Source organism: Stenotrophomonas sp. CFBP8994 (genome assembly GCF_034044835.1).
Classification (GTDB): domain Bacteria; phylum Pseudomonadota; class Gammaproteobacteria; order Xanthomonadales; family Xanthomonadaceae; genus Stenotrophomonas; species Stenotrophomonas rhizophila_A.
Genome location: NZ_JAXCWT010000001.1, coordinates 33,585 through 57,775, shown reverse-complemented (window position 1 = coordinate 57,775; position 24,191 = coordinate 33,585). Strand labels below are relative to the sequence as shown.

General features: G+C 67.0%; 20 protein-coding genes and 9 tRNA genes. 18 read left to right on the top strand and 11 right to left on the bottom strand.

What is annotated here, in order from left to right; all coding sequences use genetic code 11:
- Nucleotides 1-9 precede the first annotated feature (9 nt).
- The gene (locus SOM39_RS00305) at nucleotides 10-879 is read left to right on the top strand and encodes an EcsC family protein (protein ID WP_068852687.1); all 870 of its coding nucleotides are present in this window, start codon (nucleotides 10-12) and stop codon (nucleotides 877-879) included.
- Between the two features lie 138 nt (nucleotides 880-1,017).
- Entirely contained in the window at nucleotides 1,018-2,130 is a 1,113-nt protein-coding gene (locus tag SOM39_RS00300; protein WP_320457146.1) for an alkene reductase, read from the top strand.
- 68 nt (nucleotides 2,131-2,198) lie between these two features.
- On the opposite strand, the gene ppsA is transcribed toward SOM39_RS00300, so the two are convergent.
- Complete coding sequence (gene ppsA / locus SOM39_RS00295) at nucleotides 2,199-4,577, bottom strand: phosphoenolpyruvate synthase (protein WP_095362685.1); 2,379 nt, start codon at nucleotides 4,575-4,577, stop codon at nucleotides 2,199-2,201.
- Nucleotides 4,578-4,721: 144 nt separating this feature from the next.
- Between ppsA and ppsR the strand changes: the two genes are divergently transcribed.
- From ppsR to SOM39_RS00220, 15 genes are all read left to right on the top strand, one after another.
- On the top strand, nucleotides 4,722-5,543 hold the full coding sequence (gene ppsR, locus SOM39_RS00290; protein ID WP_068852678.1) for a posphoenolpyruvate synthetase regulatory kinase/phosphorylase PpsR: 822 nt from the start codon (nucleotides 4,722-4,724) through the stop codon (nucleotides 5,541-5,543).
- Nucleotides 5,544-5,629: 86 nt separating this feature from the next.
- Nucleotides 5,630-6,142, top strand: a complete 513-nt coding sequence (locus SOM39_RS00285; protein WP_307106798.1) for a DUF1249 domain-containing protein — start codon at nucleotides 5,630-5,632, stop codon at nucleotides 6,140-6,142.
- Nucleotides 6,143-6,203: 61 nt separating this feature from the next.
- Nucleotides 6,204-6,692, top strand: a complete 489-nt coding sequence (locus SOM39_RS00280) for an 8-oxo-dGTP diphosphatase (protein ID WP_320457145.1) — start codon at nucleotides 6,204-6,206, stop codon at nucleotides 6,690-6,692.
- Nucleotides 6,693-6,913: 221 nt separating this feature from the next.
- Nucleotides 6,914-7,528, top strand: a complete 615-nt coding sequence (locus tag SOM39_RS00275; protein ID WP_068852670.1) for a CDP-alcohol phosphatidyltransferase family protein — start codon at nucleotides 6,914-6,916, stop codon at nucleotides 7,526-7,528.
- On the top strand, nucleotides 7,525-8,517 hold the full coding sequence (gene phaE, locus SOM39_RS00270; protein WP_320457144.1) for a class III poly(R)-hydroxyalkanoic acid synthase subunit PhaE: 993 nt from the start codon (nucleotides 7,525-7,527) through the stop codon (nucleotides 8,515-8,517). The genes SOM39_RS00275 and phaE overlap by 4 nt, the downstream gene beginning before the upstream one ends.
- Nucleotides 8,514-9,581, top strand: coding sequence for a class III poly(R)-hydroxyalkanoic acid synthase subunit PhaC (phaC, locus tag SOM39_RS00265; RefSeq protein ID WP_320457143.1), 1,068 nt, complete (start codon nucleotides 8,514-8,516; stop codon nucleotides 9,579-9,581). The genes phaE and phaC overlap by 4 nt, the downstream gene beginning before the upstream one ends.
- Complete coding sequence (locus tag SOM39_RS00260) at nucleotides 9,581-9,952, top strand: DUF5329 domain-containing protein (protein ID WP_095362683.1); 372 nt, start codon at nucleotides 9,581-9,583, stop codon at nucleotides 9,950-9,952. The genes phaC and SOM39_RS00260 overlap by 1 nt, the downstream gene beginning before the upstream one ends.
- An 88-nt stretch (nucleotides 9,953-10,040) precedes the next feature.
- Complete coding sequence (locus SOM39_RS00255; RefSeq protein ID WP_068852656.1) at nucleotides 10,041-10,247, top strand: PspC domain-containing protein; 207 nt, start codon at nucleotides 10,041-10,043, stop codon at nucleotides 10,245-10,247.
- Nucleotides 10,244-10,696 carry a hypothetical protein gene (locus SOM39_RS00250; protein ID WP_083214167.1) on the top strand — a complete coding sequence of 151 codons (453 nt, stop codon included), beginning with the start codon at nucleotides 10,244-10,246 and terminating at the stop codon, nucleotides 10,694-10,696. Before SOM39_RS00255 ends, SOM39_RS00250 begins: the two co-directional genes overlap by 4 nt.
- Nucleotides 10,697-10,826: 130 nt before the next feature.
- A complete protein-coding gene (locus tag SOM39_RS00245) occupies nucleotides 10,827-11,042 on the top strand; it encodes a hypothetical protein (protein ID WP_095362682.1) in 216 nt (71 codons plus the stop codon).
- A gap of 111 nt (nucleotides 11,043-11,153) precedes the next feature.
- Complete coding sequence (locus SOM39_RS00240; RefSeq protein ID WP_320457142.1) at nucleotides 11,154-13,529, top strand: Tex family protein; 2,376 nt, start codon at nucleotides 11,154-11,156, stop codon at nucleotides 13,527-13,529.
- A 161-nt stretch (nucleotides 13,530-13,690) separates the two neighbouring features.
- The gene (locus SOM39_RS00235) at nucleotides 13,691-15,925 is read left to right on the top strand and encodes a PAS domain-containing protein (protein WP_210130528.1); all 2,235 of its coding nucleotides are present in this window, start codon (nucleotides 13,691-13,693) and stop codon (nucleotides 15,923-15,925) included.
- A 188-nt stretch (nucleotides 15,926-16,113) separates the two neighbouring features.
- Nucleotides 16,114-17,955 carry a methyl-accepting chemotaxis protein gene (locus SOM39_RS00230; RefSeq protein ID WP_414715830.1) on the top strand — a complete coding sequence of 614 codons (1,842 nt, stop codon included), beginning with the start codon at nucleotides 16,114-16,116 and terminating at the stop codon, nucleotides 17,953-17,955.
- A gap of 500 nt (nucleotides 17,956-18,455) precedes the next feature.
- A complete protein-coding gene (locus SOM39_RS00225; protein ID WP_141236183.1) occupies nucleotides 18,456-19,343 on the top strand; it encodes an AraC family transcriptional regulator in 888 nt (295 codons plus the stop codon).
- A gap of 184 nt (nucleotides 19,344-19,527) precedes the next feature.
- The gene (locus SOM39_RS00220; protein ID WP_320457141.1) at nucleotides 19,528-21,390 is read left to right on the top strand and encodes a methyl-accepting chemotaxis protein; all 1,863 of its coding nucleotides are present in this window, start codon (nucleotides 19,528-19,530) and stop codon (nucleotides 21,388-21,390) included.
- Nucleotides 21,391-21,442: 52 nt separating this feature from the next.
- On the opposite strand, the gene SOM39_RS00215 is transcribed toward SOM39_RS00220, so the two are convergent.
- Nucleotides 21,443-21,529: transfer RNA gene (locus SOM39_RS00215), tRNA-Leu, on the bottom strand.
- Between the two features lie 124 nt (nucleotides 21,530-21,653).
- Here SOM39_RS00215 and SOM39_RS00210 point away from each other — a divergent pair.
- Nucleotides 21,654-22,034 carry a response regulator gene (locus SOM39_RS00210; RefSeq protein ID WP_093535930.1) on the top strand — a complete coding sequence of 127 codons (381 nt, stop codon included), beginning with the start codon at nucleotides 21,654-21,656 and terminating at the stop codon, nucleotides 22,032-22,034.
- On the opposite strand, the gene SOM39_RS00205 is transcribed toward SOM39_RS00210, so the two are convergent.
- From SOM39_RS00205 to SOM39_RS00165, 9 genes are all read right to left on the bottom strand, one after another.
- The gene (locus tag SOM39_RS00205; protein WP_093535928.1) at nucleotides 22,016-22,972 is read right to left on the bottom strand and encodes an SOS response-associated peptidase family protein; all 957 of its coding nucleotides are present in this window, start codon (nucleotides 22,970-22,972) and stop codon (nucleotides 22,016-22,018) included. The genes SOM39_RS00210 and SOM39_RS00205 overlap by 19 nt on opposite strands.
- An 86-nt stretch (nucleotides 22,973-23,058) precedes the next feature.
- Nucleotides 23,059-23,134: transfer RNA gene (locus tag SOM39_RS00200), tRNA-Glu, on the bottom strand.
- 57 nt (nucleotides 23,135-23,191) lie between these two features.
- A tRNA-Ala gene (locus SOM39_RS00195) sits at nucleotides 23,192-23,267 on the bottom strand.
- Nucleotides 23,268-23,375: 108 nt separating this feature from the next.
- A tRNA-Glu gene (locus SOM39_RS00190) sits at nucleotides 23,376-23,451 on the bottom strand.
- A 50-nt stretch (nucleotides 23,452-23,501) separates the two neighbouring features.
- A tRNA-Ala gene (locus tag SOM39_RS00185) sits at nucleotides 23,502-23,577 on the bottom strand.
- A gap of 63 nt (nucleotides 23,578-23,640) precedes the next feature.
- Nucleotides 23,641-23,716, bottom strand: a tRNA-Glu gene (locus tag SOM39_RS00180).
- Nucleotides 23,717-23,767: 51 nt separating this feature from the next.
- A tRNA-Ala gene (locus tag SOM39_RS00175) sits at nucleotides 23,768-23,843 on the bottom strand.
- Nucleotides 23,844-23,943: 100 nt separating this feature from the next.
- Nucleotides 23,944-24,019: transfer RNA gene (locus SOM39_RS00170), tRNA-Glu, on the bottom strand.
- Between the two features lie 54 nt (nucleotides 24,020-24,073).
- Nucleotides 24,074-24,149 (bottom strand) — tRNA-Ala (locus tag SOM39_RS00165).
- Between the last annotated feature and the right edge of the window lie 42 nt (nucleotides 24,150-24,191).

Below are 24,191 nucleotides of genomic sequence, written 5' to 3'. Positions count from 1 at the left end.
GATCCGGGCATGAGCCATATTGTCCGTATCGTGCCGCCGCCGCTGGAAGCGCAGATCCTGCCGACCTCGCAGGACTGGGCCGACCTGCAACGGGCGGTGGGCCTGCTGGAATCGCCCACGCTCACCGCCAAGATGGCCAACCTGATTGGTTCGCCGCTGGAGTTCGCGGTGAAGAAGCTGCCGCAGTCGGTGTCGCGGCGCATCCACGGGGCGGTCGAGGCGGCGCTGTTCAAGTCGGCGCAGGCCGCGTTGTGGAGCATGGACAACACCCCCGGCAAGGCCGCATCCACGCGCTGGCACAAGCTGGCGGCGGCGACCACTGGTGCGCTGGGCGGCGCGTTCGGCTTCACCGCGCTGTTCCTCGAGCTGCCGGTGTCGACCACGATCATGATGCGCTCGGTCGCCGACGTCGCGCGCAGCGAAGGGTTCGACCTGAGCGAGATGGGCACCCGCCACGCCTGCCTGGAAGTATTCGCGCTGGGCGGCAACTCCGGCCAGGACGACGCCAGCGAGACCGGCTACTACATCACCCGTGGCTTCACCGCTGAAGTGATGCGCCACCTGTCGGCCGAACTGGCCGGCGCGGCGGTGGGCGGCGGTGGCGTGATGATCGGCCTGACCCCGAAGGAAGCCGGCAAGTGGCTGGCCAAGATCGTCGAAAAGGTCGCCGCCCGCTTTGGCGTGGTGGTTACCGAGAAGTTCGCCGCCCAGGCGGTGCCGATCATCGGCGCCGTGGCCGGTGCCACCCTGAACACCATGTTCACCGACTACTACCAGGACATGGCGCGCGGCCACTTCATCGTGCGCCGGCTGGAAAAGCAGTACGGCTACGAAACCGTGCGCGCCGCCTACAACCAGCTCGCAGGCGAAACCCCGTAGCGACACGCCATGCGTGTCCCAGGCGGTCCTGGAGTTCGATCATTGCACCCACGGCACAACTGTTTTGCCGCCATGGCGCTTTTTGCCGCGTCGGGTCGTCCCCATCCTTGGCCCAGTCGTTTACCAAGGACCTCCCCCATGCTGTTTACCCCCTACCGCCTCGGCCCGCTGACCCTGCCCAACCGCATCGTCATGCCGCCGATGACCCGCTCACGTGCCGCTGCCGGCAACGTCGCCACCCCGCTGATGGCCCAGTACTACGCCCAGCGCGCTTCGGCCGGCCTGATCGTCAGCGAGGGCACCCAGATCAGCCCGCAGGGGCAGGGCTACGCCTGGACCCCCGGCATCCACGATGACGCCCAGGTTGCCGGCTGGCGCGGCGTGACCGATGCCGTGCACGCCGCCGGCGGCCGCATATTCGCCCAGCTCTGGCACGTGGGCCGCGTCTCGCACGTGGACCTGCAGCCCAACGGCGTCGCGCCGGTTTCGTCCTCGGCCCTGCAGGCCGAAGGCGTCAAGGTCTTCGTCGACGTCGCGGGCGCCGGCCCACAGGGCGGGGTAGGCGAGATGGTCCAGCACTCCATGCCGCGCGCCCTGGACACCAGCGAAATCCCGCAGATCGTGCGCGACTACGCGCTGGCCGCCCGCCGCGCCATCGACGCCGGCTTCGACGGCGTTGAACTGCATGGCGCCAACGGGTACCTGATCAACCAGTTCATCGATTCGCAGGCCAACCAGCGCACCGACGGCTACGGTGGTTCGCTGCAGAACCGCCTGCGTTTCCTGCGCGAAGTGGCCGAAGCGGTCGCCGCCGAAGTAGGCGCTGACCGGCTCGGCGTGCGCCTGGCCCCGCTGACCACCCTGCAGGGCGCCGTGGACGACACCCCGCAGGCCACCTACCTGGCCGCCGCGCACATCCTGGACAGCATCGGCGTGGCCTACCTGCACATCGCCGAAGCGGATTGGGAGGACGCGCCGGTGATGCCGGTGGCATTCAAGGAAGCGCTGCGGATGATCTATTGCGGCACCCTGATCTATGCCGGCAAGTACACCGTCGAGCGCGCCGAAGAAGCGCTGGCCAAGGGTTGGGCCGACCTGATCGGCTTCGGCCGACCGTTCATCGCCAACCCCGACCTGCCGCTGCGCCTGCAGCAGGGCCTGGAGTTGAACGCGCCGGACAAGGCAACGTTCTTCGGCGGCGCCGAAGCCGGATTCACCGATTACCCCAGCGCCGAAACAATCGAAGCGTAGTGACACGCCACGCGTGTCAACGCGGAGCCTGAACACAAAAAACCCCGCCGAAGCGGGGTTTTTCGTTATCAGCCCTTGGCCTTGAGCTTGGCCAACCGCAGCCAGGTATCGACCACCGTGTCCGGGTTCAGCGACACCGACTCGATGCCTTCCTGCATCAGCCATTCGGCCAGGTCCGGATGATCGGACGGGCCCTGGCCGCAGATGCCCACGTACTTGCCCTTGGCGCGTGCCGACTTGATGGCCATCGACAGCAGCTTCTTCACCGCCGGGTTACGTTCGTCGAACAGGTGCGCCACGATCGACGAATCGCGGTCCAGGCCCAGCGTCAGCTGGGTCAGATCGTTCGAACCGATCGAGAAGCCGTCGAAGATCTCCAGGAACTCATCGGCGAGCAGCGCGTTGGACGGCACCTCGCACATCATGATGATCTTCAGGCCGTTCTCGCCCTGCTTCAGGCCGTTCTGTTCCAGCACCTCGACGACCTTGCGGCCTTCTTCCAGCGTGCGCACGAACGGAATCATCACCCACAGGTTGTCCAGGCCCATCTCGTTGCGCACGCGCAGCACGGCCTTGCACTCCAGTGCGAAGGCGGCCGAGAAGCTCGGGTCGACATAGCGGCTGGCGCCGCGGAAGCCGATCATCGGGTTCTCTTCGTGCGGCTCGTAGCCACTGCCGCCGATCAGGTTGGCGTACTCGTTGGACTTGAAGTCCGACAGGCGCACGATCACCGGGTTCGGCGCCACCGACGCGGTCAGCGTGGCGATGCCTTCGGCCAGGCGGTTGACGTAGAAGCTGACCGGATCGGCGTAACCAGCGATCTTCTCGTCGATCTTCTTCTTCGTGGCCGCATCCTGGCGGTCGTATTCCAGCAGCGCGTTGGGATGGATGCCGATGTGGCTGGCAATGATCATCTCCAGGCGGGCCAGGCCGATGCCGGCGTTCGGCAGCTGGCCGAAGTCGAAGGCACGTTCCGGGTTGGCCACGTTCATCATGATCTTCAGCGGCGCCGGCGGCATGTTGCCCAGGTCCGTGGTGGTGCGCTCGAAGTCCAGCTTGCCTTCATAGATGAAGCCGGTGTCGCCCTCGGCGCAGCTGACCGTCACTTCCTGGCCGTCCTGCAGCACCTGGGTGGCGTTGCCCGAGCCGACCACGGCCGGAACGCCCAGCTCACGCGCGATGATCGCCGCGTGGCAGGTACGGCCACCGCGGTTGGTGACGATCGCCGAAGCGCGCTTCATCACCGGCTCCCAATCGGGGTCGGTCATGTCGGCGATCAGCACGTCGCCCGGCTGCACGCGCGCCATGTCTTCCAGCGACTTGACCACGCGGGCCACGCCGGCACCGATCTTGGCGCCCACCGCGCGGCCTTCGGCCAGCACCTTGCCGTCCTTCTGGTTCAGCGCGAAACGCTCGATCTGGGTGGCATGGCCACGCGACTTCACCGTTTCCGGGCGCGCCTGCACGATGAACAGCTTGCCGCTCACGCCGTCCTTGGCCCACTCGATATCCATCGGGCGGCCGTAATGCTTTTCGATGATCAGCGCCTGCTTGGACAGTTCCTGCACGTCCTCGTCGCTGATCGAGAAGGTATTGCGGATCTCCACCGGGGTGTCTTCGATACGCACGCGCTCACCGGGCACGTCCGAATACACCATGCGGATCGCCTTGCTGCCCAGCGAGCGGCGCAGGATGGCCGGCTTGCCCGCATTGAGCGTGGGCTTGTAGACGTAGAACTCGTCGGGGTTGACCGCACCCTGCACGACCATTTCACCCAGGCCGAAGCTGGAGGTCACGAAGACCACGTCGCGGAAGCCCGATTCGGTGTCCAGGGTGAACAGCACGCCGGACGAACCCACGCCCGAGCGCACCATCAGCTGCACGCCGGAAGAGAGGAACACGTCTTCGTGCTTGAAGCCGTGGTGCACGCGGTAGGCGATGGCACGGTCGTTGTACAGCGAGGCGAACACTTCCTTGACCTTGTGCACGACATCGTCGGCACCGGTGACGTTGAGGAAGGTTTCCTGCTGGCCGGCGAAGGAAGCATCGGGGAGGTCTTCGGCGGTAGCCGAGGAGCGCACCGCCACGGCCACGTCGCCGCCGCCGTTTTCGTCGCACAGCTGCCTGTAGGCGCTGCGGATGTCCTGGTCCAGCTGCGGCTGCAGCGGTGCGTCGATCACCCAGCCACGGATTTCCTTGCCGGCAGCGGTGAGCGCGGCGACATCTTCCACGTCCAGCGTGGCCAGCTTGTCGAAAATGCGCTTGGACAGATCGTTGTGCGCGATGAAGTCCTTGAAGGCTTCAGCGGTGGTTGCGTAACCGCCGGGGACGGATACCCCCAGACCGGCAAGATTGCCGATCATTTCGCCCAGCGACGAATTCTTGCCGCCTACGCGGGCCAGGTCGGCCAGGCGCAGTTCGTGCAACCACAGGATATTCTCGTTCAAGCGCGATGCTCCGTTTGGCCATCGCCCGAGGCGGGCTTGGATGGCCACGTCCGTAGGAAGAAGCCGATATGATGCCGGGCATACCGCCGTCGGCACAAGCTTGTATCGTCGGTCTTTTTAAGCTTCAGAGGGGGTAAAAGGCGCATGTCGACGATCCGTCCGGTGTTTTACGTATCCGATGGAACCGGTATCACCGCTGAAACCATTGGGCATAGCCTCCTGACCCAGTTCTCCGGGTTCAGCTTCATCACCGATCGAATGTCGTTCATCGACGATCCGGAAAAGGCCCGCGAAGCCTGTGAACGGATCCGCGCGGCGGGGGAGCGCTACCAGGTCCGGCCGATCGTGGTCAGTTCCTGCGTGGACAGCGGGCTGAGCATGATCCTGGCCGAGAGCGGGGGGCTGATGCTCGACGTGTTCGCCCCCTTCATCGAGCCGCTGGAGCGCGAACTGGCCGTGAACCGCCATTCCCGGGTGGGCCAGGCGCACGGCATGGTGGACTTCGAGACCTACCACCGCCGCATCAACGCGATGAACTTCGCGCTGACCCACGACGACGGCATCGCCATCAACTACGACGATGCCGACGTGATCCTGGTGGCGGTGTCGCGGGCCGGCAAGACCCCGACCTGCATCTACCTGGCCCTGCATTACGGGGTGCGCGCGGCCAACTACCCGCTGACCGACGAGGACCTGGAGCAGGACCGCCTGCCGGCCCGCCTGCGGCCCTACCGCAAGAAGCTGTTCGGGCTGACCATCGACCCGGACCGGCTGCAGCAGATCCGCCAGGAGCGCCGCCCGAACTCGCGCTACGCCAACCTGGAGACCTGCCGGCGCGAGGTCGCCGCGGCCGAGACCATGTTCCGGATGGAGCGCATTCCCACCCTGAGCACCACCCATACCTCGATCGAGGAGATCTCGAGCAAGGTGCTGACCACGCTGGGGCTGCAGCGCGAGTTGTATTAACGGAAGGCGTCACGACCAACGGTCGTGACCTACCGGCGCAGCGGGCGCGTCCCCACGTTTGATTCTTCAACGTGTAGGATCGAGACATGGCCCAGGCATCACCCCGCATCGAACGCATTCCCCGGCTCAGCCGCCTGAGCTGGCTGATGGGCCTGTATGCCGAGAATTACCGCCACCTGGTGCGGCTGTTCGAGCCGGCAGGGCTGGAACCGGGCAGCTACGTGTCCTCGGTGGGGGATGGGCTGGATGTGCGGCTTGATGTCATCGAATGCCATCCCTACACGGTCGAACTGCGCCTGACCTACGACTTCGCCGACCCGGTGACCGGCCAGCCCGACCCGTCGGCGTATGTGCGCCTGTACCGCGATGCGCGCCAGGCCGAGACCACCCATTGCTACGTGGGCCGGCGCTGGCAGGACGTGGTGGGCATGTACCCGCCGCCGGCCGAACTGATCAGCCACCGCATGCGCATGAACACCTTCCTGGGCAAGTGGCTGGAATACCTGGCCGAGCGCGGCCATGGCGTGGCCACCCTGCGCCGCGACCACGACGCGCTGGCAGCGCCGGCCGACACCCGCCGCGCCCAGGTGGCCGGCTGAGCGACCGGCCGAGCACGGATCGCGCATAATCGGCGATTGTGTCCTGCGAGCCATTGCCTCCATGCCCTATACCCCGATCGTGGCCACGCTGGGCTACGTGCTGTCGCCCGATGGCCGCCAGGCCCTGATGATCCACCGCAACGCACGGCCGGGTGACCAGCACCTGGGCAAGTACAACGGACTGGGCGGCAAGGTCGAGCGCGACGAAGACGTGGCCGCCGGCATGCGCCGGGAGATCCTCGAGGAGGCCGGGATCAAGTGCGGCACCATGCGGATGCGCGGCACGATCAGCTGGCCCGGGTTCGGCAAACACGGCGAAGACTGGTTCGGCTTCGTGTTCGTCATCGACGACTTCACCGGCACGCCCCTGACCTCGAACCCGGAAGGCACCCTGGAGTGGGTGGACGTGGACAAGCTTGAGACCCTGCCGTTGTGGGAAGGCGACCGCCAGTTCCTGCCGCTGGTGTTCGACGAGGACCCGCGCCCGTTCCATGGGGTGATGCCGTACCGCGACGGCACGATGCAGTCCTGGTCGTACACCCGGCTTTGACGATAGGCGCCGCTTATCCACAGGGGGTGTGGATGACCGGTGCGTAAGTTTGTGGATAACGCGCGGCGGCGACCAGCCCCCATGGCTGTCAAGATGGGTGGCTAAAAATTCGCCGCTGGTCAGCGTCGCGTGAGCACGGTGCGAAGGTCGGCGTCCGTGAAGGGTGTCGCGGTTCGGCCCGGTCGGGGTACTCTTTCGGCATTGCCGCCCACCGAGCTTCCATGAAACGTCACTTCACGATGCTGCGCGAGTTCCACCTGGCCGACTGGTTCACCCTGGCCAATGCGTTCTGCGGTACCGGTGCGGTGTTTGCGGCCATGCGCTACCTGCAGGACGGCGAGCGCAGCTACCTGCTGTTCGGCATGGCGCTGATCCCGCTCGCCTTCATCTTCGATGCGCTGGACGGGCGGATCGCGCGCTGGCGCAAGTCCAGCTCGACCCTGGGCCGGGAGCTGGACTCGCTCTCGGACGTGATCTCCTTCGGCGTCGCCCCGGCCGCGCTGGCCTATGCCTGTGGCATGCAGGGTGGCTGGGACTGGCTGGTCCTGAGCTACTTCGTCTGCTGCGGGGTGAGCCGCCTGGCCCGCTACAACGTGACCGCCGAAGCGCTGGCCGGCGATGGCGACAAGGTGCCGTACTTCGAGGGCACGCCTATTCCGACCAGCCTGGCGCTGGTGGTGGTGCTGGCCGTTGCCGCCAGCATGGGGGCGATCGGCCATGACCTGTGGCTCGGCCGCTGGCAGCTGGGGCCGTGGCAGCTGCACCCGCTGGTGCTGCTGTTCGCGCTGTCAGGGTCGCTGATGATCAGCAAGACCCTGCGCATTCCCAAGCCATGAGTACCGCCGGCGGCGGCCACGACGCAGGCGACTTCGAGGCGCTGGCCCGGCAGTACTTCAGCGCCTGGGGCGATGCGCTGCGGCACGCCGCGGTCCCCCCCGGGGGCGACCCCACCGGCGCCGCGCCGGGCACCTGGCAGCAGACCATCGAGGGCTGGGCGCAGCTGATGTCCAACCCGGGCAACCGCCAGTCCGAGGACGCCGTGCACCGGTTCCGCGAGCAGGCCGGCGGCTGGTACGGCACCATGCAGCAGGTGGCCGCGCGTTTCGCCGGCCAGGACAGCAGCAGTGCCGATATCGCCCAGGCGTGGCGCGAGGCCGTGGAGGGGCAGGGCGACGGCCTGCTCAAGTGGATGCTGCAGGGCGCACGCGGGCATACCCAGGCCGGTGGGCCGGATCTGCTGGCGCTGCTGGAACGGCTGCAGCAGGACCTCGGGCCGTGGCTGCAGAGCCCGGCGTTCGGCCCCGGTCGCGAACACCAGGCGCGCTGGCAGGCTCTGCTGCGCGCCCAGCAGGAGTACCAGGGCCACGCCCGTGACTACGTGGACCAGATCAAGCAGGCGTTGGACGATGCGTTCACCCTGTTCGAGCAGCGCCTTGCCGAGCATGAGCAGCCGGGCAACCAGCTGACCAGTGCACGCGCGATGTTCGACCTGTGGATCGAGGCGGCCGAAGAGGCCTACGGCAAAGTCGCGATGTCCGAACCGTTCCAGCAGGTCTACGCCGCGCTGGGCAACGCGCAGATGCGGCTGCGCGGCGCGGCGCAGCAGGAAGTGGAGCGGATCAGCGAGGCGTTCGGCCTGCCGACCCGCACCGAGATGGATGCCGCGCACCGGCGCATCACCGAACTGGAACGACTGGTACGGCGCATGGCTGCGGTAACCAAGCGCTCGCCGTCGCCCGCTGCCGGCACGCCGGAAAAGAAGCCCGCGAAAAAGCCCGCGAAGAAGGCCGCGCCCAAGCCGCGTGCGCGCAAGGCGGCTCCATGAAGGGACCGCTGGGCTTCAATGCCGAAGACCTGCTTCAGGAAACGCTGTCCATGCAGCGCAAGCTGATGGATGGCCTGAAGCTGCTGCCGTCGGTGGAAGACGTGGATTACGGTGCCACCGCGCGCGAGGAAGTCTGGCGCGACGGCAAGGTCACGCTGTACCGCTTCGTCGGTGAGCAGGCGCCGGTGCAGCGCACCCCGCTGCTGATCGTGTACGCGCTGGTCAACCGCCCCTACATGGTCGACCTGCAGGCCGACCGGTCGCTGGTCCAGCGCCTGCTGGCGCTGGGGCACGACGTGTACGTGCTGGACTGGGGCTACCCGGACCGCTCCGAGCGCTACCAGACCCTGGAAGACTATCTGCTGCGCTATGTCGAGGGCGCCGTCGACCACCTGGTCGCCGCCAGCGACGGCGCACCGGTCAACATGCTGGGCGTCTGCCAGGGCGGCGTGTTCGCGCTGTGCTACGCCGCGCTGCGCCAGCCGAAACTGGCCAACCTGATCACCATGGTGACCCCGGTGGATTTCCAGACCCCGGACAACATGCTCTCGCACTGGGCGCGGCAGGTGGACGTGGACCTGCTGGTGGACACGCTGGGCAACATCCCGGCCGACCTGATGAACGCCAGTTACCTGATGCTCAAGCCGTTCCGGCTCAACATCCAGAAGTACGTGGGGTTGCTGGACATCCTCGATGACAAGGCCGCACTGCAGGACTTCCTGCGCATGGAGAAGTGGATCTTCGATTCGCCCGACCTGGCCGGTGAGGCCTTCCGTGACTTCATCAAGCAGTTCTACCAGGGCAACGGCCTGATGCGTGACGGGGTGACGATCGGCGAGGAGCATGTCGACCTGCGCCAGGTCACCCTGCCGGTGCTGAACATCTACGCCGAGCAGGATCACCTGGTGCCGCCGGATGCCTCGCGCGCGATGGGCGCGCGGATCGGCAGCACCGACTACACCGAAAGCAGCTTCCGCGGCGGCCATATCGGCATCTACGTCTCCGGCCGCGCCCAGCGCGAAGTGCCGGGGACCATTTCGGACTGGCTGGCGGAGCGCAGCTGATGGACATCCGAAATAGCGCGCTGCTGGCGATGCTGATGGCCGCCACCGCCGGCAGCGCGTCGGCAGCGCCCAGCGAGGCGGCCCGCCGCGAGATCGGCGCCCTGATCGGTGCGCTGGACGGGTCGTCCTGCCGCTTCCAGCGCAACGGCAGCTGGCACGATGCCGCCGAGGCGCGCGCGCACCTGCAGCGCAAGTACGATTACCTGCTGAAAAAAGACAAAGTGGATACCGCCGAGCAGTTCATCGAGCGGGCCGCCAGCCAGAGCAGCATCAGCGGCAAGGCGTATCGGATTGCGTGCCCGGGCCAGCCCGAGCAGACCGCGGCGGCGTGGTTCGGCGCGCGCCTGCAGGCGCTGCGCCAGCCGCGCTGAACCGGGCCGGCCCGCCGCTCCATTCAAAACGCATCGGCTACACACCCGCTGCGCTACCGTTCCCCCATTACCGTTGGAGGACCTCGCCATGAACACCACCGCCCCCCGCACGCTGTCGCGTTCGCTCAACGACCGCATGATTGCCGGGGTGATGGGCGGCATCGCCCACCGTTTCGGCTGGAGCCCGACCCTGCTGCGCGTCCTGTTCGTGCTGGTGTCGCTGGCGTCGGCGGCGTTCCCGGGCATCCTGGTGTACCTGGTGCTGTGGCTGCTGATCCCCAACGAGGCCGATTGAGCCTGCCGCCACCGGCGCTACGCGCGCTGCAGGGGCTGGGTGCGGTCTGGACCGCGCCCAACACCCTGATCGGCGTGCTGGGCGGGCTGGCCGGCATGCTGGCCGGCGCGCGCCCGTACTGGAGCCGGCGCGACTGTGCGCTGGTGTTCCGTGAGTACCCGTGGGGGCCGGGCGGGGCGATTACCCTGGGCAACGTGATCCTGCACACCGGCGCCAGCCTGGAGATCCCCTGCCGCACCTATGCGCACCAGGCCGGACACTGCACCGAGCCCGTGATCGGCCTGCATGACCACGAACGCGCGCATGTCTACCAGTACCTGGTGCTGGGGCCGTTCTACCTGCCGGTGTACCTGCTGTGCGGTGGGGTGAGCGCGCGCAACCCGTTCGAGCGGGCGGCGGATCTGTACGCGCTGCACGGTCACGGCTGGTGGCCGTTAAAAAAACGGTAAGCAATGCGCCGGTAACGCGACGTCATCTGCATGCAAACAAACGTCATTAGCCTCCTGACACACCAGTCAGGTTGGGCGCGCTAAGCTGTGCCGGCAGTACCTGCATGACGTTTCTGGAGGAACACATCACATGGCAATCGTTCTTTATGTCGGTGGTAGCAAGGATGGCGACAAGGGCCTGGTGCCCCACGGCTTCACCAAATCACGTGCCGATACCGATATCGGCCCTGAGATCTACACCGAGCGCTTCATGGAACTGCAGGGCCTGGGCAGGGTCCGGGTGATGGCCCTGGAGTCGTTGCAGGATGAGGCGGTCAGGGTCCGCGCAGCCCAGCATTACCGGTAGATGCCGACCGCGGGTCGGCATGGGCATTTTTCGGGAATGTCAACGGGTTTCCCCCGCCGCCCGGCGTTGCCACAATCGGTGTTTTCCGCATAGTGGCTTCGGCCGGACGCAATGCCAGACCTCAAGCTCGCCCAGCAGATCGCCCAGACCATCGCCGATGAAATCGGTGCCCAGCCTGCCCAGGCGCACGCCGCCATCGCCCTGCTCGACGAAGGTGCCAGCGTTCCGTTCATCGCCCGCTACCGCAAGGAAGTCACCGGCGGCCTGGATGACACCCAGCTGCGCAACCTGGAAAGCCGGCTGACCTACCTGCGCGAGCTGGAAGAGCGCCGCGCGGCGGTGCTGGCCAGCATCGACGAACAGGGCAAGCTCAGCGACGAACTGCGCAACGACATCCTCGGCGCGGACACCAAGTCGCGCCTGGAAGACCTGTACCTGCCGTACAAGCCCAAGCGCCGCACCCGCGCGCAGATCGCCCGCGAAGCCGGGCTGGAGCCGCTCGCCGACGGCCTGCTGGCCGACCCGGGCCTGGATCCGCAGGTGTTCGCCGCCGGCTTCGTTGACGCCGACAAGGGCGTGGCCGACCCCAAGGCCGCGCTGGAAGGCGCGCGCGCGATCCTGATGGAGCGCTGGGGCGAAGACGCCGCGCTGGTCGGTGAGCTGCGCGCCTGGCTGGGCGAGCACGGCGTGATCCGTGCGCGCGTGGCCGAAGGCAAGGAAGAGCAGGGCGCCAAGTACCGCGACTACTTCGAGCACGCCGAGGGGCTGGCGAAGATTCCCTCGCACCGCCTGCTGGCGCTGTTCCGCGCGCGCCGCGAGGACATCCTGTTCCTGGAACTGGATCCGGGCAGCGACGCCGAGGCCGGGCACGTGTATGCCGAAGGCCGCGTGGCATTCAAGGCCGGGATCCGCGACGCCGGCCGCCCGGGCGACCGCTGGCTGCTCGACGCCTGCCGCCTGACCTGGCGCGCCAAGCTGCACATGCACCTGCTGCTGGACCTGTTCAACCAGGCCCGCGAAAAGGCCGAGGCCGAGGCCATCGCCGTGTTCGGCGACAACCTCAAGGACCTGCTGCTGGCGGCGCCGGCCGGGCCCAAGACGGTGCTCGGGCTGGACCCGGGCATCCGCACCGGCTGCAAGATCGCCGTGGTCGATGCCACCGGCAAGCTGGTGGCCACCGACACCATCTACCCCCACGAACCCCGCCGCCAGTGGGACCAATCGCTGCAGACCATCAAACAGCTGTGCATGAAGCACAACGTGGAACTGATCGCGATCGGCAACGGCACCGCCAGCCGCGAAACCGACAAGCTCGCCGGTGAAGTGATCCAGGCGCTGGGCGAAGCCAAGCTGCAGAAGATCGTGGTCAGCGAAGCCGGCGCCTCGGTGTATTCGGCGTCGGAGTTCGCGGCGAAGGAATTCCCGGACCTGGACGTGTCGATCCGTGGCGCGGTCTCCATTGCCCGCCGCCTGCAGGATCCGCTGGCCGAGCTGGTCAAGATCGAACCCAAGGCGATCGGCGTGGGCCAGTACCAGCACGACGTGGACCAGTACCGCCTGGCGCGCGCGCTGGATGCGCGCGTGGAAGACTGCGTCAACGCGGTGGGCGTGCACGTCAACACCGCTTCTGCCGCGCTGCTGTCGCGGGTGTCGGGGTTGTCCTCGACCGTGGCCGAGAACATCGTGCGCCACCGCGACGAAAACGGTCCGTTCAAGCGCCGCAAGGACCTGCTCAAGGTGCCGCGCCTGGGCGACAAGACCTTTGAACAGTGTGCCGGCTTCCTGCGCATTGCCGACGGCGACCAGCCGCTGGATGCGTCCTCGGTGCACCCGGAAGCGTACCCGGTGGTGGAGCGGATCGTGGCCGCCACCGCGCGCCCGATCAAGGCGCTGATCGGCGATGGCAGCTTCCTGCGCGGGCTCAAGGCCGAACAGTTCACCGACGCCACCTTCGGCGTGCCGACGGTGCGCGACATCCTCAAGGAACTGGAGAAGCCCGGCCGCGACCCGCGCCCGGAGTTCAAGGCCGCGCGTTTCGCCGAAGGCGTGGAAGAGATCAAGGACCTCAAGCCGGGCATGGTGCTGGAAGGGGTGGTCAGCAACGTGGCCGCGTTCGGTGCGTTCGTGGACATCGGCGTGCACCAGGACGGCCTGATCCACATTTCGGCGTTGTCCGACACATACGTGAAGGACCCGCGCGACGTGGTCAAGGCCGGTGACATCGTCAAGGTGAAGGTGCTGGAGGTCGACGTGGCGCGCAAGCGCATCGCCCTGACCCGGCGCCTGGACGATACCCCGGCCCCGGCTAAGGCCCCCGGCGAGCGCGATGCGCGCCCGGCCGGCGGCGGTCGGCGTGACGGAGGTAGCGGTGGCGGCGCCCGCCAGGGTGGCCGTGGCCCGGCGCCCGGCCCGCGCCCGGGCAGCAGTGCGCCGCCGGCCAACAACGCCCTGGCCGACGCCTTCGCCCGGGCCAAGCGGGGCGGTTGAGGCCGCCCTCGTCACGGGGTTGACGATGGCTTGATCCCGTTTCCCGTTGAATGCCGGTACGCTGTACCGGCGGCGGGAGGCCAGATGACAGACCAGCAGGCGGGGCAGTGGGGTCCGAGCCAGAGCGACACTGCCAGCCCTGGCGGCGTCCGGGTGCCCGCATGAAACGAAACGGCGCCCCGCCGGACGGTGACGAAGCGGCCGCGTTGGCCCGCGCGCTGCAGGACACCACCGAGCAGCGCCGACGGCTGGAAATGATCATCGACGGCACCGCGATGGGTACCTGGGAGTGGAACTGCCAGACCGGTGCCATGCGGGTCAACGAACGCTGGGCGCAGATCGTCGGCTACACCCGCGAGGAACTGTCGCCGATCACATCGCAGACCTTCTCCCGGCTGGTCCATCCCGATGACCTGGCGCAATCCAATGCGCTGCTGCGTGAGCACCTGGACGGACGGTCGCCGCACTACGACAGCCTGTGCCGCATGCGCCACAAGCAGGGACACTGGATCTGGGTACAGGACCGCGGGCGGGTCTACGAATGGGACGCCGAGGGCCGGCCACTGCGCATGGCCGGTGCGCACGCCGATGTCAGCGACCTGCAGAATGCACGCGAAGACGCGGCGGACACCCGCCAGCGCCTGCAGGCGGTGGTCGATGCGTCCGACGAGGTAGCGGTGATCGCCACCGACATCCATGGCGTGGTCAACCTGTTCAATACCGGTGCGCAGAAGCTGCTGGGCTACACGCCGGAAGAAGTGATCGGCCAGGTCAATCCGGGCCTGTTCCATGAGATCCATGAAATGCAGGATTACCTTCGGCCCCTGGCCGATGCCGAGGGGCGTCTGCCGACGGTGTTCGAAGCGCTCACCGCACACGCCGCGCAGGGCACCTGGTCGCACCAGTGGACCTTCGTGCGCAAGGACGGCGAGCACCGGCAGGTGCGGCTGTCGATCAGTCCGCTGGATTCGGGCAGCGGCCAGCGCATGGGCTACGTCGGCATGGCGGTGGACATCACCCCGCTGCTGGAAGTGCGCGAGCAGGCCTACCTGGCGGCGGAAAAATTCGCGGGTGCGTTCTCATCGGCCGCGCTCGGCATGGCACTGGTGTCGCTGGAAGGGCGCTGGCTGGACGTCAACGACGCGCTGTGCGGCATTCTCGGCTACACGCGCGCCGAGCTGCTGGAGATTGATTTCCAGACCCTGACCCATCCCGACGACCTGCATGCCGACCTGGCCTTGGTGGGTGACCTGCTGGCCGGTCGCCGCGACCACTACCACATGGAGAAGCGGTACCTGGGCAAGGGCGGCAACGTGGTCTGGGGCCGGCTATCGGTATCGCTGGTGCGTGCGCCGCACGGCGAGCCACTGCATTTCGTCTCGCAGATCCAGGACGTCACCGTGCAGCGCTTCAGCGGCCAGCAGCTGCGCGAATCGGAGCACCGCACCCGGGTGACCCTCGATGCGGTCGCCGACATGGTGCTCACCCTGGACCTGGCGGGGCATATCCAATACGCCAATGCCGCCGCGACTCGGGCGCTGGCCGGGGAGGGCGCCGCCCCGGTGACCGGCAGCCAGATCCAGGATGTGATGGAGCTGACCACCGAATACGCCCCACGCTCGCCGCTGGACCTGGCCGTGCTGCTGGATGCGGAAAGCAATGCGGTGGACCTCCATTCGGACCTGCTGCTGTCGGTGGGCGCCCAGTTGCTTCCAGTGGACCTGACCCGGGCCTGGCTGCAGGGCGAGGACGGGCAGGTGAGTGGCACAGTGTGGGTGATCCGTGATGTGACCCAGCAGCGCGCCCGCCAGCGCGAGGCCCGCCACCTGGCCGAAGTCGACCCGCTGACCGAGCTGAGCAACCGGCGCGGCTTCGAAGCGCACCTGCAGGAGGCCATCACCCGGGTGGCCCGCACTGGGCAATCGGCCTCGCTGATGTTCATCGACCTGGACAATTTCAAGCCGATCAATGACAGCCACGGCCACCTGGCGGGAGACGCCATGCTGTGGGCGGTCGCCACCGTGCTCCGGCATGGCGTGCGCGATTCGGACATCGTGGCACGGCTGGGCGGCGATGAATTCGCGGTGATCCTGGCCGGCTGCTCGCTCCGGCGCGCGCGGCGCATCGCCAGTGACCTGCTGGAATCGGTGCGCACACTCAGCGTGCCATGGGGCGCGGGACGCCTGGTGGTCGGCACCAGCATCGGCATCGCCGCGATCGGTGGCCACATGAGCGTGGATGCGGCGGTCGCCGCGGCAGACGCCCAGTGCTACCGGGCCAAGGCGCTGGGCAAGAACAACGTGCAGGTCGAAGCGCCCGTGCATGGTGGCCCCGACCCCCTGGACGTAGGTGACGCCGAACTCGATGGCGAGAGCAGCGAAGGCGGCCCAGGCTGAACCTGCTCAGGGTTGCCGTCCCAGTACCGTGCCCGATACCTCAAGCTTGATGGCCGAGGGTCGATACCTTCCTCGCAATCGGCCCCACCCCGCAGACGTCTTCGCAGGTCCCGAAGCCAACGTGATTCCGCGCCGCACAGCACCCGCGTCGCATCCCCATCAGCTGATCGGACATCGAGGATATGGAAATGTTCAGCTCAAGCATGCAGTTGCCCCTGTCGGCAGCGGACACGGCTTCCGCCCCCGCATCGCGCTGGCGCCCGTTCGCCGCGCTGTTCAGCGCTCGCCGCGCGCTGCGCGACGACGCCCGGCAGGCCGCACTGCACCAGGCCGAGCTGGAAGCGCAGGTCGCCGCGCTGCACCGGGTCCAGGCGGTGATCGAGTTCGCGCTCGACGGCACCATCCTGACCGCCAATGCCAACTTCCTGCAGGCGCTCGGCTACTCGCTGGACGAGGTGCGCGGGAAGCACCATGCCATGTTCGTCGACCCGGCCCAGGTCGCCACGCCGGCGTATCGCGAGTTCTGGGCGCGGCTCGGCCGCGGCGAGTACGACGCCGGCCAGTACCGCCGTTTCGGCAAGGGCGGGCGCGAGATCTGGATCCAGGCCTCGTACAACCCGGTGCTGGACGCGAACGGGCGCCCGTACAAGGTCGTCAAGTTCGCCACCGACATCACTGCCCAGATGATGCAGGCGGCCGATTTCGCCGGCCAGCTCGCGGCCATCAACAAGTCGCAGGCGGTGATCGAGTTCAGCCTCGATGGCCGCATCCTCGGCGCCAATGAGAATTTCCTGGCCACCACCGGCTATACGCTGGAGGAAGTGCGCGGCCAGCACCATGCCATGTTCGTCGCCGCCGACTTCCGCGGCAGCGACGAGTACCGCGCGTTCTGGGAGAAGATGGGGCGGGGCGAGTACGACGCCGGCCAGTACCGGCGCGTCGGCAAGGGCGGACGTGACATCTGGATCCAGGCGTCCTACAACCCCGTGCTGGACGTGGACGGCCGCCCGCTCAAGGTGGTCAAGTACGCCACCGACATCACCGCCCAGGTCCGCGACAGCCAGGCCCTGCAGCAGGCGGTGGCGCAGACCCGCGAGGTGGTGGCCGCCGCGCAGGGGGGCGACCTTACCGGGCACATCGCCGTCGATGACAAGACCGGCCCCATCGCCGAACTGTGCTGCGGCATCAACGCGCTGGTCGAAGCGATGGCCGGCATCATCGGGCAGATCAAGTTTGCCGCCGACACCATTGCCCTCGGCGCCAGCGAAATCGCGGTCGGCAACGCCGACCTGTCCCAGCGCACCGAGCAGCAGGCCGCATCGCTGGAAGAAACCGCGGTATCCATGAAGGACCTGGCCGATACCGTGCGGCGCACCGCCGACAATGCCCGCCAGGCCAGCGAGCTGGCCAGTGGCGCAGTGGGCGTGGCGGCGCAGGGCGGCCACGTGGTGCACGAGGTGGTGTCGACCATGGCGCTGATCAACGAGTCCTCGCGCCGCATCGTCGACATCATCGGCGTGATCGACGGCATTGCCTTCCAGACAAACATCCTGGCGTTGAACGCGGCGGTGGAAGCGGCCCGCGCGGGCGAACACGGGCGGGGATTCGCGGTCGTCGCGGCGGAAATCCGCTCGCTGTCGCAGCGTTCGGCCGGCGCGGCCAAGGAGATCAAGCAGCTGATCACCGACTCGGTGGACAAGGTCGGTACCGGCACCAGCCAGGTAGAGAGCGCCGGGCGCACCATGGACGAGATCGTGGTCAACGTGCGGCGGGTCAGCGACCTGATGACCGAGATCAGCACGGCCACCCGCCAGCAGAGCGAGGGGATCACCCAGATGAACCGGGCGGTCGACCAGATCGACGAGGGCACCCAGCAGAACGCCGCGCTGGTCGAAGAGGCCTCCGCCGCGGCGCGCAGCATGGAAGAGCAGGCCAGCCAGCTGCTGCAGACCGTGGCGGCGTTCCGGGTGGATGCGGCGGTGGCCACGGCGCTGCGCCAGGGCGCACAGCCGGTACTGCGGCTGGTCTGAAACGCGGCGCCCTGCCAACGGCCGGATCCTTGGGGTCCGGCCGTTTTTCGTGGTGGCTGCCAGCGTCGTGGAACCACGCCAGGGCACCCCGGATGGAGGTGCCGGGATTATGTCGGGAAGAAACTACGCATTTTACCGGCGAGGCCGTTTTCCAGGCCCGGCAACGGGGTGCTGGACAGTCCCCACCGTCCAGGCACCCCATCGCGAGGCGGGCTCATTCTTACTGGCGCAGTTTCCGGATCGCTACGTAAAGTTCGCCAAATCAAACGAAATAAACCATGACCAATAGCCGTGCACCTGCCTGTTCACGTGCCGTAGAGTAGGCGCGGTTCCGCATTGCGGCGCGCGCGAAGATCGATTGATCGATCTACTTCCTGTTATCTCAATCGATCTAGAAAATAATGCCCTCCCTGATTTTCCCGGACTTCGAGGCATATTCAAATTCAGTCAAGGGAATTGACAGCCATATACGGGTTACCGGGCGGAGTGATGGCGCGTGGGTGTTGAATCTGCTCGACCTCGGCGAAGTGATACTGCTGCACGGCATGGACGGCGCCCCCGTGGTGTACCGCGGCGCACCGCTCGCTTCGCGTTTTGCGGCCTATTTGGCGCTGCCGGGAAGCCAGACCGAGGTGGACGGCCAGCACGTGGGCGAGGCCGAGGTCTCCTGGCTGGCGCCACGGATCGAGGTGCATGGCTTCACCCGGGTGCCTGCGCGCTTCCTGTGCATCGACGTGGCCGAGCAGCTGCTGCTGGACCAGGCCGCGCATATCGATGGACTGGAGGTGAGCCGGCTGTACCGCACCGGCAACATCACCTCGACCCCCACCATGGTCGCCGATATCGGCGGGATGGTGCGGCGCGCGCTGGACATCCACGACCGCGACCCGGAGGCATTCGCGCAGGCGGGCGCGCGACGCGCCTTCGCGGCCCAGCTCAGCGCCCTGCTGCTGCAGTGCCACCTGCAGGCCGCCGGCGAACCTGCCGTCGCCCGGCGCGGTCGCCCGCCGCTGCCGCGCCGGGAGATCGTCCGCCGCGGCATCGAGCACATCCAGCGCAGCCTGCGCGGCGAAGCGGCGTTTTCGGACATCCCGTTCGCGGTAGGGGCCTCGCAACGTTCGCTCAACCGGGCGTTCGACGACCTGTTCGGCATGGCGCCGCACCAGTTCTATCTCGTCGAGCGCCTGCATGCGATCCGCAGCGCGCTGCGCTCGGCCGCGCCAGGCGATACGGTCACGGGCATCTGCTCACGGTTCGGGGTCTGGGACCTGGGGCGGATGGCGGCGCTGTATGCCCGCATGTTCGGCCTGCAGCCGGCACAGGAGCTGTCCCGGGCCGTCGGCGGCAAACCGTCGGCGACCGGGGCCACGTCCACGCGCAGGCGCTGAGCCGATATCGCCCTAAAGTTTTCCCGGCGGGTGCCGCTGACGGATATGCAGTCGATCTGTTTTGCCCACGGAAGGGACGCCAGCACCACGGCGGTCTTCGTGAGTCCCCAAGCGTTCTTGCGTACTACCCCGGGCATGTCGCCCGGCGTAGCCCATTGAGCTTGTTGGAACCGAGGAAACATCGATGTCCATCGCAGCCCTGCAGTCGCCGGCGTCCCCCCGCACCGGTGCCTCCACAGCCACGTCTTTCCTGCGCTCGCTGGGCGCGCTCGCCTTCTCGCCGCGGGCCACGCGGCAGGCCAGCACCGCCCTGGCCCAGCGCCATGCCGAACTTGAAGCGCAGGTCGCTGCGCTGCACCGGGTACAGGCGGTGATCGAGTTCGACCTGGAGGGCACCATCCTCCAGGCCAATGACAACTTCCTGCAGACCCTTGGCTACACGCTGGAGGAGATCCGCGGGCGCCACCATTCCATGTTCGTCGACCCGGAGCACGTGCGCAGCAGCGCCTACCGCGAGTTCTGGGCGCGGCTCGGTCGCGGCGAGTTCGATGCCGGCCAGTACCGGCGGGTGGGCAAGGGCGGCCGCGAGATATGGATCCAGGCGTCCTACAACCCGGTGTTCGACAGCAGCGGCCGGCCGGTCAAGGTGGTCAAGTTCGCCACCGACATCACCGCCCAGCAGATGCAGGCGGCCGACTTCGCCGGCCAGCTGGCCGCGATCAATACCTCGCAGGCGGTGATCGAGTTCAGCCTGGACGGCTGCATCCTGTCGGCCAACGACAACTTCCTGGCCACCACGGGCTACGCGCTGGAGGAAGTGCGCGGCCAGCACCATTCGATGTTCGCCGAACCCGAGTACGCCCGCAGCGCCGAATACCGGCAGTTCTGGCAGAAGCTTGGCCGGGGCGAGTATGACGCCGGCCAGTACCGCCGGCTGGGCAAGGGCGGGCGCGAGATCTGGATCCAGGCGTCCTATAACCCGATCTTCGACATGAACGGCCGTCCGTTCAAGGTGGTCAAGTACGCCACCGACATCAGCGCGCAGGTGCGTGATGCGCAGGCGCTGGCGGCTGCTGTCGCGCAGACCCGCGAAGTGGTTGCCGCCGCACAGGCCGGCGACCTGGGCAGGCGCATCGATGCCGGCGACAAGACCGGCGCCATCGCCGAGTTGTGCGAGGGCATCAATGCCATGGTCGAGACCAGGGGCAGCGTCATCGGCCAGATCCGCGTTGCCGCCGACGCGGTGGCGCTGGGCGCCAGCGAGATCGCCACCGGCAATGCCGACCTGTCCCAGCGCACCGAACAGCAGGCCGCGTCGCTGGAGGAAACCGCAGTGTCGCTGCAGGGCCTGACAGGCACCGTACGGCAGAGCGCCGAGGACGCCCGTCAGGCCAGCCAGCTGGCCGGCGGCGCGGTGGACGTGGCCGCACAAGGGGGCAGGGTGGTCAGCGAGGTGGTCACCACCATGAGCCTGATCAACGCCTCGTCGCGCCGCATCGTCGACATCATCAGCGTGATCGACGGCATCGCGTTCCAGACCAACATCCTGGCGCTCAACGCAGCCGTGGAAGCGGCGCGTGCCGGCGAGCACGGGCGCGGCTTTGCCGTCGTGGCCGGCGAGATCCGCTCGCTGTCGCAGCGGTCGGCCAGCGCGGCCAAGGAGATCAAGCAGCTGATCGACGACTCGGTGGACCGGGTCGGCACGGGCACCGCCCAGGTCGAGAGCGCCGGCCGCACCATGCAGGAGATCGTGGACAGCGTGACGCGGGTCGATGCCCTGATCGCACGCATCAGCACCGGAGCGCAGCAGCAGAGCGAAAGCATCGGCCAGATCAACCAGGCGGTGGAGCACATCGACCAGAGCACGCAGCAGAACGCGGCGCTGGTGGAAGAGGCATCGGCGGCCGCGCGCAGCATGGAAGAGCAGGCCACCCAGCTGCTGCAGACGGTGTCCGCATTCCGTGTCGACGGTGCGGTGGCCCAGGTGCTGCGCCAGGCGGCGCAGTCGGGGTTGCCGGGTGGGGCCGCTGTCCTGCGGCTGGTGTAACGACGAACCAAAGCAGAAGGCCAGATCTTTCGATCTGGCCTTCTGGATTCCATGGTGCCGAAGGTGGGACTCGAACCCACACGCTTTTAAGGGCGGCGGATTTTGAGTCCGCTGCGTCTACCGATTCCGCCACTTCGGCTGGCTGGCCGCGTAGTGTATACAAACCCGGCCGGATTGGGGAGGTCTGAATCGTTCAGTCGAACCCGGACCTTCATTTTTCCGCGACGCTATACTCATTGCGCTGAACCATACAGGGAACGGTGATGAGCGCGTTGCAGGGTCTGCGGGTACTGGTGGTGGAAAACGACGCAATGAGCGCGTCGTTGCTGGAGATGCAGCTGATGCACGCGGGCGCGGTGATGGTGGGGCCGGCGTCGTCGGTGGCCGAGGCACTGCACCTGATCGAGGAGGCTGCGCCGCAGATCGTTCTGCTGGATTACCGCCTGGCCAACCACGAGACCAGCGACCCGGTCGCCGATGCGCTGACCACGCTTGGCATTCCTTTCGTGGTGGCTACCGGCATGGCGCATTTCCAGCTGCCCGAAGCGTTCCGCGCGGGCAGGGTGCTGACCAAGCCCTATCTGACCGCCGAGTTGAACCAGGCGCTGACCGCTGCGCTGCAGGATCACGCCGCCTCGGCGTAATCCAGCTCGACCGGCTCGCGGTCGTCCAGGATGCGGTACAACGCGGCCAGGTCCTGCGGATCTGGATTCAGCCACGCATCCAGGTTTTCACGGCGGATCGGCACGATGCAGCGGTCATGCCCGGCCGCGGCCACGTCGCGCGGGGGGTCGTCGGTGATGGCGGCGAACGAGAGCAGGCGGCCTTCGGGGCCTTCCCATTCCGACCACAGGCAGGCGATCAACAGGTCGCGCGGTGGCTGCGGGCGGAATTCGAGCACCACGTTCCGTGGATTCTCGCCCGGCGCCAGGCTGCGCTGTTCCAGCGCATGGCGGGGCACGTGTTCGTAGAACGATTGCACGACGACGACGCCGTGGTGGTGGCCGAACGCGTTCTTCCAGTAAGCCTCGAGGCTGTCGCGGCGGGCGTTGTAGGTGCCCGGATAGAGCGCGTCGTTGCGTGCGGGCTTGTCGGGCAGGCGGCACTGGTAGCGCATCGGCTTGATCACGCGCTGGCCCTGTTCGGACACGATCACCGGGGCGTATACGCCGGGAAAGATGCGGCTGTCGCGCGGCAGCAGGCCGGTGCGGTGCAGGTCCGCCAGGCGTGCCTGGGCACGGTCAACGCGGTTGCCGGCAATGCGGATGTCATTGCGGGCCTTCTGGGTGGGGCGGTGCGCCAGGCTTTCTTCGGCCTGCTTCCGGCGTGCGGACTGGACGCGGATTTCCTCGTCCAGCGCCTGCATTTCTTCGGCATGCCATTGCTGGATCTTCGCCACGATATCCTGGCCCTGCGCGGTGCGCGCACCGGCAAAGCCGTCGTCCATGGCCTTGGGGGTCTTGGGGCGTTGCTTGCCGGCGTCATGGGCGTAGAGCTGGGCGAACTCGTCCAGCGAAATGGCGGCGCCGAACTCACGAACCAGCTTGGTGTAGTCGGCGCGGATCTGGGCGGAATAGCACATGGGCCTGGACCGGAGGGGTATCAACTGTGGGTTGATACGCTACCAAACAAAAAGCCCCGGCATGGCCGGGGCTTTCTGCGTTGTATTGGCGTCCCCACGGGGATTCGAACCCCGGTCGCCACCGTGAAAGGGTGATGTCCTAGGCCTCTAGACGATGGGGACGCACGAAAACCTGAATTTTAATGCTGCATCCATCCGATCGGCCTAATGACCGGATGTTGGTGGAGCCAGGCGGGATCGAACCGCCGACCTCCTGCATGCCATGCAGGCGCTCTCCCAGCTGAGCTATGGCCCCACGTTGATGCTGCGAGCCGCCTATAATATCGGTGTTTTCCGAAAAGGGAAACACTTTTTTCGACGGATACAAAAAACCCCGGCATTGCCGGGGTTTTTTGCGTTTGATTGGCGTCCCCACGGGGATTCGAACCCCGGTCGCCACCGTGAAAGGGTGATGTCCTAGGCCTCTAGACGATGGGGACGCACGAAACTTTGAATTTTGCTTCTGTCGGACGGCCTATGTCCGGAGAAGTGGTGGAGCCAGGCGGGATCGAACCGCCGACCTCCTGCATGCCATGCAGGCGCTCTCCCAGCTGAGCTATGGCCCCACGTTGTTGCTACCAGCCCGACATTCTAGCGTTGATTTGCCTGAATGACCAGCTGTTGATGAGTGGCGTCCCCACGGGGATTCGAACCCCGGTCGCCACCGTGAAAGGGTGATGTCCTAGGCCTCTAGACGATGGGGACGCATGAACTCATCAATGTTTCCAACACCTCCGAACGGCCTAAGGTCCGGAGTGGTGGAGCCAGGCGGGATCGAACCGCCGACCTCCTGCATGCCATGCAGGCGCTCTCCCAGCTGAGCTATGGCCCCACGATGCTGGAGGCGGAATTCTACGCGTGTGAAGACGATTCGCCAAGTGTTTTTGCAAACAAAAAGCCCCGACCGAAGTCAGGGCTTTTTGTTTTGTAACTGGCGTCCCCACGGGGATTCGAACCCCGGTCGCCACCGTGAAAGGGTGATGTCCTAGGCCTCTAGACGATGGGGACGCACGAAAAACTCGAATTGTGTTCACTACCTTCCGGACGGCCTAAGGTCCGGAGTGGTGGAGCCAGGCGGGATCGAACCGCCGACCTCCTGCATGCCATGCAGGCGCTCTCCCAGCTGAGCTATGGCCCCACGTCGTGAGGAGCGAGATCATAGCGATGCTGTTTTCGATTG